Genomic DNA, 13,873 nt, shown 5'->3' on the forward strand with positions numbered 1-13,873 from the left:
CACACTCCCTGACGACCCCGGCAAGGACCGCTTCCATGCCCGCGACCGCGCAGTCGCCCTCTCCACAGCGGTCACCGCCCTGCATGCCGCGCTGGACGCACCCGCCGGCACCATCGACCAGTTGGCACAACAGGCCCGAAACATCCTGGTGGCAGGCGAGAACCTGCGTGACCTGGGCGTGGACGTGTTCGCCCGGGCCTCCGAGATCCTGGACACCGCTGCCGACCAGGCGCGGTCCCTGCTCTCCGGTGTCCTTGCCAGTACCGGTAGCTCACTCGATCAGCACTGGCCCGACCCGGACGACCAACTGCGCGCACTGGGAGCGGTCGCCTACGTCCTGAACGCGGCCGAAGCGCAGCACGCCGCCGGCGAGACACCCGCCGTGCGGCGCCCTCCGGCCGCCGCGTCGGCAGTGACCGCCGCGCTGGTCGGGTCGGTGGTGAACCCTCAGGCGCTGCAGCGGGTCGTGGAGGGGCCGGAGGAGGGGAAGAGCGCGGCCGAGGATGCTCAGGACCTTATTTCCTTCGCCTCGGCACCTGACCCCGCTTCTGAGGCCGAGGTGGATGAGGACCAAAGTGGGGAGGGCTGGGATTCCGGTCTGTATGACGCGGTACGCCGGGCCTTGAAGGAGGAACTGGGGCGGCCCGACAAGCGGCCGGAGCGGTCAGAGGTGGCGCGGTTCCATGCTGAGCTGCGCCCATCCTGGGAACAGAACGCCGTCGTCAGTCCTCGGGAGCGTGGTGCACAGATCGCGCGCCGCATCATGGGGCTTCCTGCCTGGGCGGGGCTAGCGGGCGGGGCACCAGGCGCCGGGGCGCTGCTCGGCGCGGGTAACGAGACGGGTGCGGACAGCCCACCGGCCGATACGGACCCAGGCGCGGACGCCCTCGCCATCGCGTGGGCAAGCCACGCCGAGGCGCTGCGCGCCGCCGCCGACGCACGGCATGCCGCGGAGATGGGTTCCGACGCCGCGCTCCGGGAGACTTCGGCCCTGGCCGAACAGACACGCCGGGACACCGAGACGCGGCTGATCAGCCTTGGCGTCAGCCCGTACGACCTCGGTCGGCATGGTGGTTTCGGCGGCGCGGAGCAGGTGCCCGTCGTGCGGCGTGGCGATGCCGAACGGCGTTGGATCGCACAGCATGTGACAGCGGAGGACCTGCCTGAGGACCTGTCGTGGATTGACGGCGGTGGCACTGTCAGCGAGGCCGATCTGAGCGATGCGGGCGTCAAATCCGTCGAGCTGAAAGCCGCGGCGGGGCTGAGTGGTCTGGCCATGAGGGAGCTGCAGCCGCTCGTCCAGGTGCGGGTGCTGATGGTGCGGCCCGGCCTCTGGCCCGAGGCGCTTGATTTCATCGCGGCGGCGGCGTCGCGGCGGATCTGGGAGTCGGCCATCGAGTTCAAGGCGATCGTGGCTGAGAGCACAACAAAGAAGGACGCGGACCGCGCGTGGTACACGGCCATCGGCCTGGTCCTGCCGCTGGAGCCGCATCCCGTGCTCGCGGACTCCCGTTACGCCGAAGACAAGTACCGCGCCGCGGTGCGGGAGGTCGCGCTTCACCTGGTGGGGGACGGGGCAGAGCCCCGTACGGCCGTGGAGGCAGCCGACCGGCTCCGGCGCGAGCTCGGACTGCCGCCCCGGGGGCCGGACGGCCGGAGCGACCTCGTCGGCCGCCAAGTGGCGCTCGTGTTCGGCTCGGAGGTGGCTCCTTCCGACTACAGGGCCTCGTACCGAGCCGCCTTGCGGCTGGATGAACTCCGTCGGGCGGATCCGAAGTCACGTCAGGACGCCTTCGACCTGGCGGCCGTGGCGCGCCGGGTGCTGGGCTTGGCTCCGGGCGTGGCGGTGGACACTGACTCGTATGCCAAGGTCTTCGCCGCGGTGATGGACCCGGCTGCCGCGCAGGCGATCAGCCTGGACACGGTGGCGGCGATCCATCTCAGGAACCTGGGGGTCTTCGACGAACAGTTCGGCCTCACCGCTCCGGATGGCACGCCGGACGGGTGGAACTGGGGTCCGGAGAAGATCCTGGAACTGAACCTGGCCGAGGTCGGCATCCAGCACATGGACGAGGAGGGGCTGCGCCCCATGGGCCCCGCGCCCTGGAAGCCGTCCCGGCCGTACAGCTTCGTCGCCCCCGGCGGCCAGGACCGCGCCGTGGTGCGGGACCGCACGGGCATGTCCCACACCGTGCCCACCTCGGCCTTCATCGAATTGATGGGGCTGGCCCCGATCCCGGCCGGTAAGCAGGACGCCCCTTTCCTGCTGCTCATCGACGAGGCCGGCGACGGCTACGTGGATCTGCCGCGCCGCGCGGCCCACCGTCATCTCCGGGACGTCTACTCGACCAGCGGCGTCCTGAATCTGGCTGCCCCGGACGACTCCTCCCCGCACACCATCGCCCTGTCCGACCTCCCGGGCGCGAAGGTCGGGTCCTGGTTCCTCAGCCGCCCCCGACCAGTGCTACGGCGCGTCGACAGCGTGTCGGACCAGGACCGTCAGATCGTGAGCCATCCCATCGCCAGGGAGACGGGCGAGCCGGGCGGCCGCACGACGGTGCCCGCCGGTGAGCTCGCGCGGGGGAAGGAGGGCGGCCTGAGTCATGTCCGTGAGATCACGACCTACAGGGAGTACAACCCGGCGACGGGCCAGTACGGGCCCGAGCGTCCCCTCCCTCCCAGGGGGCCTGCGGACGCGGCCTACCACCTCGGCGGGCACGGCTGGCCGGGCTATGCGCAGGTCAGCCTGACGACCGGTGCCGATGAGGAACTGCGGGGCGAGGAGCATGCCGAATGGCTTGTGCGCCGGCCGAGCATGCAGGACCTGCTTGAGCGCCGCGACGACGCCTGGCTCGATGACATCGTCTGCTGGAGCGCTTCGCCCGGAGCGACCTTCGCAGTGAACGACGGGGCCCCGCTCCCGTTCGTCGCGGATGTGCTGTTGCCCAGGATGCGCCCGTTGGGCCAGGAGCACGCCAACCGGCTCCCGGCCAGGGTTCTCGCCCGTACGCGGAGTGTGGCGATCGAGCCCGTAACCCGCGACGGCGTGACGCGGTACGTCTATACCGCCTACACCGACATCTACGGCCGGGGTGGCGGGCCCGAGTTCTGGGTGAACCTGGAGCCGGAGCCGCTCGGGGAGGAACTGGACGAACCGGCACGCAAAGCTGGTCTGCACACCGGGGACGGCCCGGCCACCGAGGAGGTGCGTGCGACCACCCGGCGGCTGCTCTACGCGCTGCGGCAGGTCTTCGGCCATGACATCGACCACGCGGACGACCACAGCAAGCTGCTGGAGGGCATCGGCGCATTGGAGCGGATGCGGCGGGACGATCCGCTGCTGGCCCCCTTCGGCCCTTTCCATCTGAACCTGTTCACACGCGTGGCCGACGCGGAGAAGTCCCGGATGGATGCCGAGTACACCGCCCACAATCCACCGTCGGAAGGGTCCGAGGCCGACGGGATGGTCTTCGTGGGCCCGGCGTCGCAGGAGTATCGCCGGGAGGCGCTCGCTTGGGCGGCCGAGAAGGCGACCCACCCGGACGGTCTGCCCCCGCTCACCGACCATCCCGGGCTGAGCGACCTGAAGAAAGTGGCGCAAGAACTGCACGTCGCACACGAACAGGACGATTTCACCGCTTACACGGCCGAGGTCCTGCGCCTGTGGTCCACCGACTCAGTGGTGGATGAGGACGAGCGCTCCGAGATGTTCTGGGCGTCCGTCAAGGTCGCCGAGTGGCTGGCCGACGGTGTCGACCTCGACTCCGCTGCCGGGGCTCTGCACCTGCCTGTCGGTCATCAGGTCACCCAGGGCGACCGGGACCGACTGATCCGGCTGGCCACCCAGGCCGCCGCCGTCGGGCGCGACTTCCGCGACTCCGCCGAGTTGGGCGCCTTCCACCTGGAGACGCTGGGCGCCTACGGTGAGACGACGCTCATCTCCAAGCGCGGCTCCGGAGGGGCGGGCGGGAGCTACGTAGGGGCGGGCCGGAGCTATGTAGGTGGCGCGCAGCCCCTGTACCTGAACACCGGCCTCGTCCAGAGCTACGCCGACACGCCCGATGGCCGCACCCTCAGCCCGTACGTCGAACCGTGGAAGGGCTCCGGCACCCTGGCACCACTCGTCCTGCACCTGTCCGGCTCGCCGCGGCCCGGTCATGTCGAGGGGGACTTCGGCGACGGCGTCACGCGGACGGTGCCCGCCAAGGAGGTCGCCGCACTGGCGTCGCACGATCCCCTGTTCCTCCAGGAGGAGTTGGCAGCGAACGTCGTATTCACCGGCCCCGGCCTGCCGACGGACGAGCTCCGGACCGCTGTTACCTGGGCGACGGGCCGGAAGAGCTGGTCCTACGACGGATTCTCGACGCTCCTGCCGGTGGGCGGCAGCACCGTGATCAGCACGGCGCTGCCTGACTCACAGGCGCAGCAACCGGCTGCGCTGTGGCGGTCCACCCTCCCCTCGGACGTGCTGCCGAAGTTCGACGACGGCTCCACCCCGCTCGCACCGGGCCCGGCGACGTCGTACTCCCAGCAAGCCCTGGCTCCGGGCACGGCCGTTGACGACACGGACGACGTAGTCCTTTTGACGCCCACCCGGGAGGAAGCCGAGCAGGCGCTCGAGGCGATGCGCCGGGCCGTTGCCGCAGCCGGGCAGCATCCCTTGACGGGTCCGGAGGAGCGTGCCGAGGCGCCGGCGGAGATTGATGCCGGGGAATCCGCTGCCGGCGAGACGGCCTTGGACGTCAGCCCCGCCACACCCCACTCCAATACCACCAGCAGCACGCAACCAGCCACGGACAGCGGCACGGAGGCGCTGCAGCCGAACCCGGAGTCGGCCTCTGCCCTCGACCCTGACCCCGACCCCGACTCTGACCCCGACCCCGACTCTGACCCCGACCCCGACTCTGACCCCGACCCCGACTCTGACCCCGACTCCGGCCCCGACTCCGGCCCCGACTCCGGCCCCGGCCCCGGCCCCGGCCCCGGCCCTGACTCCGGCCCCGGCCCGGCGCTCTCCCGACACGTCACCGAGTTCGGCAGCGATCGCAAGGGCCTGCTGGATTCCATCCACGTCACGTCACTCCCGACAGGGACGGCGGCTTCGCTGCACAAGCAGCTGAGCGCGGCTGTCCGGAGTGCGGCACGACCGCCTGGCCGGCTCGAGGCCGTGTGGGGAAGTGAAGAGACGGCCGCGGCAGAACTCGACGAAACGATCGGCAAGCTCTTCGCCGAAGATGATCTGATCGAGGGGCCCGCGCTCTCGAATCTGTTCAGTTTCAAGGGCCTGACCCACGAGGTGACGTACCGGGGCGCGTCGTACGAGATATCGCTGCGCCTCGGGCTCTCGGACGCCCGGCCGTCTCCCTCGCGGGACCCCGACTCGCCGGACGGCCAACCGGACCAGACGGAGGGCAGGAACAGGGCCATCGTGGAGACCCACGACGTAGGCACCTCCGGCAACTACCGTTCCATCAAGTTGCCTTACGTTCATGTGCACACCAATCCGGATGCGCCCATGCTGGAATCCGCCACCACCGAACTTGCGGCGGAGGTGACGCACAATCAGACCAAGACGTCGGTATCGGTCACCGAGAGCTACACCGCGATGACGGCGATGTTGTTCGCCAACGAACCGACGCGCCCCTACGACTACGGGATGCAGTGGCAGTTCAAGTTGGAGCCCGTCGGTGGCACCGGCCGGGCGCCGGCGCTGGACGCTCCCGCGACGCCCCCCTTGCTGCCAGGGCCTTCGGGCAGCCCCGCCGACCAGGCGATGGAGCTGGTGGAACGCGGGCAGGCCGCTGACGGCTGGAAGGAGATGACCGACGTACCGGGTCGGCTCGCCGCGCATTTCCCGCGCTATCTCGCCGACGATGCGCCCATAATCGGGTACGGCACCTCCAGCGAGCCGGCCCGGGTCGAGGGGCCGCTCGCGCCCTTCGACATGCTTCCGGACCTGGAAACCTTTACGAAACTCATGCCTGTCTACCGGGTCAGCCGGGTGCAGGAGCCGAGCAGGCTGTTCGAAGAGGTGCTGGGGGCCGAGGAACTGGCTCCCTATCTCGGCAATCTGGATAAGAGTTCCACCGCGGCTGTGCGCACGTTCCTCGACGACGCCGCCCAGCGGAACAGTTTGCCGCTCATGGTTGCGGACGGCTACCCCTCTCCGTTGCTCTGGGACAGGAACGGGAATCTCATCGGCTATCTGAAGGTCTCGGCCACGTTCGTTTTGGACAAGGTCCCTGACGCGCGGAGCGCGAACGTGTGTCTGGAGAGCAGCCTTGTGCATACCGTCGGGGTCAAGACCTCGTTCTCCAACACCAACGCTTTCGGGATGAGCGTCAAGGAGACGTTGAACTACGCCGACCCCGTAAAGGGGACGGGGGCTCCCGTCTTCGAGGGCGGCGGCAAGGTGGCCGACACCTACAGTTACGACTCGGGTGGCTCGGCATACAGGTGGCAGAGTCTGATCTGTGCGGATCCCCATCTCATGGCGGGCACATCCGTGCGGCACACGGTGACGCTCGTCCGTGCGGAGCCCGGGCAGAAAGATCCGTCCAGCCTTTTGAACGCTCATCGCCTGGACCTGCGGGTGCCCAGCCAGGGAAGCCTGGACGGATTGCCGGTGGAGGCCGGCAAGAAGCGTTACGTTCCGCCCGAGGTGGCGCAGTTGAAGGCGCTTGGCAAATCGACGACGGTGCTAGGTGTCGAGGGCATGGACGGCCTGTTCGATAAATTGGAGAAGTCGCTGCGCGAGATGGGCTACCTGGCGCCCAAGGGGACAATTCTTGGGGACCAGACCGAGGACCTGTCGCACCCGGCCGGCGTGGGCGAGCAGGTTCCGCTGTTGCAGAAGGTGCTGGCGTGGTTCCGCACGGATGTGAACAAACGAAAGGCGTGGCTGGAGAACGAGAACAAGCTCACTGTCGCGCGCGCCCAGTACGCGCAGTCTGCCGGCATGGAGAAGATGGTGAGCACCGGACACCCGCTGTGGTTCGGCGTGCCGGGGGCAAGCGGTCTCACCCGCCGGGTCGTCGTGAAATTCCCCGTTTCGACCGTGCCGGGAACGCGTGCCGAGCACACGAGGAATTTGCCTAAGTGGGCAGTCATGAATGCCAGTGGTATGTCCGCACCAGGCAGTGAGAGTCACGAGTCGTCCCTCGAGCTCAGCTTGGGATCGTCCGGGACGGCGGGCGACCCCTCCGTGACGGGCGGGTTGCCCGGCTACAAACGGACCGAGGCGCGGCAGAGGAGCGACGGGCAGGCCGCCGGTGTGGCCCACGACAGCCTTCATTACTCCGTACCGGACATGGGTAGATTCGAGATGCCGGTCGTTTTCGGCATGACGATGGCCGGGGACACCGGTAAGGACGCGGCGCCGGAGTTCGACCCGCAAGACGGGCACCTTTCCTTCGTCATGCCCCTGACCCGGACGCTCGAGGCGCCTGCGCCGGTTCTGGAGGATCCCACAGAGTTCCGGGAGGCCACCGAGGAGGACTTCGCCAAGGCGCTGCTGCACCGGGACGCGGAGGGCGCCCTGCCCAAGGGTGTGCTGCGTTTTCCGGGGCATCTCCAGCCGGACGCATCGATAGGCAGCAGCGCTATGATCCCCGGGCTCGAGAAGATCCTTGCCGGTACCGCACCGGGGCAGTCCCCGCCCGGGCTGATCAGCCGGTGGGGTTCCGCGCTGACGGCCCTCGCTGCGGAGAAGCTTCCTGTCGGCCTCACCGCCACCGGGCAGTGGTTTCGGGATGTGACGGTCGGCAACCCACTGTCGGACCCCGCAAGCCTGGGCCAGCAGGCGGCGAAGGTTTCCCTGGGGATGATGGATGGCCTCGCCCCCGAGGTCTTCAGCGGTGGCTACAGCTTCCCGTTCAGCGCGGGCGAGGGCACCGTGGACTCCATCGACTACCAAGCCACAGTCTCTGGCTACCTCCACGCCGACGAGCAGTACCCGCTCCAATACATGGGCCCGATTTCTCCGGAGGACACATACTCCGACTCGGAGCTCACCACCACCGACTCCGGCTCGCTCGGCACCGGCTCCAGCACCACGCATTCCTCTGGCGGCTCTCTGTCCGGCGGGGGCGTCACCGCAAGCGGCGGCAAGAGCTCGACGCGGGCAAAGAGCTCCACGGACACCGACAGCGCTTACGTCACTGGGATCACCAGCGACTGGCACAACCAGTACCACGCCTTCCGGGCCACCGCGACCTATCTGCTCAAGGTCGAGAGCGCTCACCGCAACGCGACGGAAAATCTGATCCCACTGGGCCGGGGACAGCGGACGGCGATCGCCCGGACCGTTCCCGGCGCCCAGGTCCTGTGGTTCACGACCAAGCAGATCCTGGCAGACCCGGTCCTGTGCGCGGCGGCGGGCTGGATTCAGCCGGAGCCGGTCCTCGACTATCGGCTGCCGCGCTACTTCGTCCAGTCGGAAGGGCGAACACTGGGGTTCGCCACCGTCCCCGACGCCGTCCCCCTGGACGGCCTCGACGCCTACACCACCCTGATCGAGAAGGAGGTGGAGAAGAAAGCCCCGGGCGTCTTCGCCCCGCACAGCAACACCTACGTGCCCACGCTGGCGTCGCGCGTCGCACGCTACGGCAGCGTGACCGGCCTGCGCGCACTGGCGGCGAACGGCGCCGGCCGCTGGGTCCGTGAACACTTCATCTACCGAGGCCACACGGGCCCCCACCTCGTGGAAATCCGCCGCAGGGCGGTCCCGGTAGCCGCCGGGCTGAAGGACGCCGGCGGAGAGCCGCACGACCGTTCGGGCATCGAAAACATGCGTTTCGCCTCGCATTCCGTAACAGCCGCGTCCACGAAGATCTCTGCGGCGCAGCTCGGTTTCTCCGGGGCAGGGGGCCCGGGCAAAAAGCCCGCCCACAAGGCCGGAGTGGGCTTGGGGCTCGCCCGCGAGCACGCCTTCGGCCAGAGCAGCACCTTCGCCCAGGCGTATGCGACCTGGCAGCGGACCTTCCGGCCGACGGTCCAGTTCCCCGAGGTGCTTTACCGCTACGAGGTAGAGGTCCGCACCGTACGACTGGACGGCTCGGTACTGGGCTTCGTGATGAACGCACCGAAACACGTGCGCTCATTGACGACCAGCATGCTGGAGGCGAGTGCTGCGGGGCTCTCCACCTACATGGACCTGGCCTTGGACGCCGTGTCACGCCTGATTCCGCAGGAAGTGGGACCGGGCCGGGAGGACGGGCAGCCAACGCCCCCGGAGCCGGTGTCGGAGCAGGGCCCGGAGCCGGAGCAGGAGTCGGAGCTGGAGCAGGGGCCGGAGCCGGCGGACGGGGCGACGGTGCTTCCCACAAGGCCCGCCGGCCGCTCCGCCGACCCGGCCGAGCGCGACGTGGCGTCCACCCTGGTCGCTGTCACCCTGCGTTTCCCGAGCAGCGAGACGCCGCACATGGACGAGGTTGCGCCCCAGCCGGTACTGATCACCCCCGCGCTCCATCAGGTGGACCCCCGGGTGCCCATGACACCGGCGGCCGGCCCGTACCCCGGCACCGCAGATCCCGGTGACACCCCGCACCCGGATCCCAGCGAGTACGAGGTGAAGCTCACCGAGAAGGCCCGCTGGGCGCCGGGCGAGCCGTTCGTCGTCTACGACTCCGATGCGCTGGACCTCATCAGCAGGGCGTTGATCGAGGTGGACCCCGGTCTGCGTGAGGTGGAGCCCTCGCAAACACTCTCCGCACAGGCCGCCGTGGTCCGCCTCAGTACGCTTCTCCGTCACGAGAAGACCACCCTCACCCCGCTCCAGGTGGCGAGATTCACGGGGCAGCCGGCGACGAGCGAAGCGACCGTCGAACTGGCGCTGTTCGTACCGCAGTTGGAGAACCAAAGTCTGGAAGTTGTCTCCTCGGAAATCCGGCAGACCACCCAGAGCGCCGCTACATCGAGGAGCCAGACCCTCACGCCCACCGTGTCCCTCACGGGGACGTTCGGGCTGACGAAGGGCAGCACGCTGGCTCCCTCGGTCTCACTTCTCGGAGCGAGCAGCGGCGCCGGCCAGGACTCCGTAGTCACCAGCTTCCGGCGGGAGGTCTTCAAACACGGAGTGGGTGCCACCACGGACGGCAAGGGAGTCCTGGGCGTTACCGTGACCGCACATGTGCTGGTGAAGGTCAGTGGTCCCAAGGAGACCCGCTGGGTGAGCGGCAACCTGTTCCTGCGGGCCCGGGTCGAGGACGTACTCGGACTCGGCATCCTCACCTCCCGGCCCACACCCCGTGTCTACGACCTCCCCTCCCTCCTCATGGAGCAGAAGCAGGAAGTCTCCGACTGGCGCGCGCTGCCGCACGGGGAACTGAGCCAGCGGCTCTCAACGGGACTGGACCCCCAGGACGACCGCGTCCAGGTCTGGCTGGACCTCGGCGAACTTTCCGAGGGCCACCGGCGGACGCTGGAGAAGATAGCCGAATTGCTGAGGGCCGGGGACCAGGACAGCGCCCACGCAACCCTGTTGGGGTCTCTCCCCACTGTCGTCCAGTCCGCACTGTTGGCGGCGTACATCGCCGCGTCCCGCCTCCCCGTCGAACTGGTCCTTCGCACCACCCACAGTCTGACCTTCCTTCCCTACGCCCCGCCCCCTCCCTGGCAACCGCAGCGGGGGATCCCGGAAGGGCCGCACGAGCAGTCGCCCGTGCCGACATCGACCGGGCCGTTGCCGACCGCACTCGCGCCGATCGCGGAAGAGGAGGAAACTCCTCCTGCGGCCGGTGACCTCACGCTCCCCACTCGGGACCATGACGAAGCGGCCAGCAGTGGGGAGACGGAGCAGCCACGTCCGGACCCGGCCTCCTGACGGTTGCCGGATCAGCTTCCCGCTGCCGGGCCCCAGGCAGGTCTCCGGCATCGGGACGTTCCACTTCGCGCCCGGCGCTCCTCCCACCGTCGGCCAGGACGACGCCGTTTCCGAGGAGCGGGACGCCCGGACCGGAATCGCCTATCCGGCGCCCGCCCAGATCAACATGACCCCCGTCTCCGCCGCCGACCAGTCGGACGTCACCCACGCCACAAGCGATCCGGGTTGGTCGGTGTCGTCCTGGCGCCAGGCCGGGTCGCCGGGCAGGGCGCGGTTCGAGAGCCTGTACCGGGACCGTGAGTGGCGCCGACGCAGCGTGGCCCTGGAGTTCACGTTCGCCGGATTGATGAGCCAGGTCCCCGCGTTCACCGAGGCGGCCCGCGACGGCGTGTTCCGCATGTACCAAGGGCTCGCCGCGCGTCATGGCGAGGTCGCGGCGCAGCGTGCCTTCTTCCCCCCGGACGCCGTTCCGGCGGATGGGGCGGGGCTGCACAACTGGGTGGCGGAGAGGGCGACGCGCATAGCCGGCTTCCAGAGGTTCGACCCGTACGGTCATCTGAACCCGCCGCATCGCCAGCTGTACGGCGAGCGGATGACGTACAGCGAGGACATCACCCCCAGCAGGCTGGATCTCCCGGGCGGCCTCATGAGACTGACCGGGGCCGCGCTCGCCGGGAATCTCCCGTCCGGCACCCGCAGGGAGCGGGCGCTCCACGCGTGGCTTCGCAAGTACGGCGACGCGGGCATGCGGGCGCTGGCGCGCCTGGCACCGGCTCACCTGACGGCCATCCATCTCTACGGTGGGCCCGACTACGAGCCGATGAAGACGTTCCTCAACGGTGAGCGGCTCGGCGCGGGGATGGACCGTCGACTGCTGCGCTTCAGCGTCTGGGCGTTGATCCGAGATGCGGTGAAGCTCGACGCGCCCGCTTTCGTGCCGACGACGCTCCGCGGACATCCCGACCTCGAGGAGCTCTTCGACGACATGCGGGCCGAGGGGGACCTGGAGACGCCGAGCGCCGAGGTGGAGGAACTGCGGGGGTGCTTGGACGTGATTTCGGACAGGCAAGGCTCGGGGATCATTCTCGCGCACCGTCAGGCTGCTTCTGCCGACTCCACGTCGCGTCGCCGGGAATGCGAACGGCCCGCCGGATGAACCGACGGGCCTCACGCAATTTCGAGGGTCAGCCGACGGGCTGAACCCACAGCGAGACCTGGCCGTCGGGCAGCTGCTTGCACACGAAGCTCAACCAGCGACCCTGTACGATACCGTCGCTGCCGGTCGCCGAACAGGCAGCGTGTGATGGGAAGACACCGCCGGGGACATCATCCAGGTAAGCCGCACTGGCGGATGCGGTGCCGGCGGTGGCTCCCATGCCTACGACCGCAGTCGCAGCGAGAGCTGCTGAGACGAGAAACTTCTTGAGCACAGATACCTCTTTGTGTTCGTGTCGTGAATCCGCCGGGCCGAAATCCGAAAGGGCGAGCCCTCCAGGTGACCCTGCTGTCTTCGGGCTCTCGTGCACGGCCCCGGCGTCGGCCGTGAACCCCGCGCGTGCGCCCTTCACTAGCGGTGACGCAGGTTCCGCCACGATGGTTGCGTGTGCGATGCAGTTTTCTTTACGGGCCGGACCCTCTTCGTGAGCCGCTTTCCTCGCGACGCGGGGGCGGACCGACACCGGTTGCTCGCACGGTATTTGACTGCGACACCCAGGTAGGAGGAGGTCCGCACCAGGAGGTATTCACTGATCAACCACCCTCCGGTCGCGTGCTGTTCACGCGTGGCCCATGCCGATCTCGCGCCCACAGCCATTTGCACAACTGAGGGTTTCAGAGTGGCCACCGATGGGGTGACGGCGGCGAGGGCCCCTGGGTAACCATCGGGCGTAGACGGCCGCCCGGCGGGGCTCCGCCGGTCAGATCCGTGGCCGCCGCCGTGCGGCCGGCCGCCACCGGCCTTGCCGCGAAGGAGCTGTTCACCCTGATGCTCGCAGGCCGAGGTGGCCGAACGCGTTGACGTGGATGGCGGCCTGGTGATGACAGACGCGTCGGTCGGTACAGCTGTCATGCCGTCGTCTTGACATCGCCGGACCCTGCCTGCTCCCGACCGGTCCCGCAGCACGGCAGGCCGGAAGGCCGACATAGAGCTGACAGCCGCGCGTAACATTTCGTAGCTACCGTGGATGAGAGCCGCACCGAAACTGCCTGTCCAGGGAGAAATCCCATGCGCTAAATCGCGCTACCTCACCATTTGCCCGCATTTTCTCCGTTTGTCTCAGCTCGTCGCCCGGATGCCTCGTCCGGTCGCGATCGTGAGGCATCGACGTAGCGGTGACCTCGGTGTGCGGATACTGGTGCACAGGGTCGAAAAAAGGGCATAGGGCAACTAAATGGAAGTCCAGTGAATCTCCCCCCTGATGTATGGGAGTTCTTCGATGTCTGGGTGGGATCGAGCGCGCCTCGTGCTGATCCGGACAAGGGCTATGCCAGTCGTGAGCCCTATCTCCAGCTGGCGCATGATCTCGAAGCACTGGCCGGTAATCTGAAGTCGGCTTCTTCCGCTGTCGGTTCTTCGCTTCCTTCGGAGATGGGTAGGGAGTTCACCGCCGCGGTGGATGTTCTCGTCGGGCATGTGCGTAGTTTCTCTGATGAAGCGCGGACCATGGCCGCGCGGCAGGGCGACCGTTCGATGAAGGTCTCGGAAGCTCAGTATCAGATCATCATCGAGTTCACCATCATGAACATCGAAATCCAGTTGATCATTTTGCTTTCTGTGTTCACTGGTGGTACGTCGTTTCTTGAGGTTGCTGCGGCGAGGTCGCGTACCGCGTTGGCCATGCTGTTGATTCTGCAGAGGTTGGGTCATGCTCTGCCCACTCCGCTGACGGTGATACTCGAAGCGCTTGAGGAGGCCTTCACCACTCTGGGCGCTCAGTTGATCTCGATGGTCCATCCGGATCCGGAGCGTCGGCGTACGAAGCCGGACGGGACGGAAATCCTGCAGTCGGCGGTCGCGGGTGCGCTTGCGGGTTTGTTCGCCGGCATCTTGCC

At 68.3% G+C, this 13,873-nt stretch carries 3 protein-coding genes (1 of these 3 only partly in view); 2 read left to right on the forward strand and 1 reads right to left on the reverse strand.

The annotated features are described in order from the left end of the window. Both ACIREO_RS08935 and ACIREO_RS08940 read left to right on the forward strand, forming a co-directional pair. Positions 1–10,822, forward strand: partial view of a lonely Cys domain-containing protein gene (locus ACIREO_RS08935; protein ID WP_404106791.1) — the 3' portion only. 44,369 nt of this gene lie to the left of the window's left edge; the window shows 10,822 of its 55,191 coding nt (coding positions 44,370–55,191); its start codon lies off the left edge, out of view; its stop codon occupies positions 10,820–10,822. Beyond that, positions 10,764–11,978: a hypothetical protein gene (locus ACIREO_RS08940; protein WP_404106792.1), complete on the forward strand. Its 1,215-nt coding sequence runs from the start codon at positions 10,764–10,766 to the stop codon at positions 11,976–11,978. Before ACIREO_RS08935 ends, ACIREO_RS08940 begins: the two co-directional genes overlap by 59 nt. A gap of 1,556 nt (positions 11,979–13,534) precedes the next feature. On the opposite strand, the gene ACIREO_RS08945 is transcribed toward ACIREO_RS08940, so the two are convergent. Further along, entirely contained in the window at positions 13,535–13,660 is a 126-nt protein-coding gene (locus ACIREO_RS08945) for a hypothetical protein (RefSeq protein WP_404106794.1), read from the reverse strand. Positions 13,661–13,873: the final 213 nt, after the last annotated feature.

The organism is Streptomyces sp. NPDC102441, assembly GCF_044765585.1.
GTDB lineage: Bacteria > Actinomycetota > Actinomycetes > Streptomycetales > Streptomycetaceae > Streptomyces.

Excerpts from the sequence above, each read along its gene's own strand:
- ACIREO_RS08940 (WP_404106792.1), top strand. The coding sequence starts at position 10,764 with ATGACGAAGCGGCCAGCAGTGGGGAGACGGAGCAGCCACGTCCGGACC.
- ACIREO_RS08945 (WP_404106794.1), bottom strand. The coding sequence starts at position 13,660 with ATGGCCAACGCGGTACGCGACCTCGCCGCAGCAACCTCAAGAAACGAC.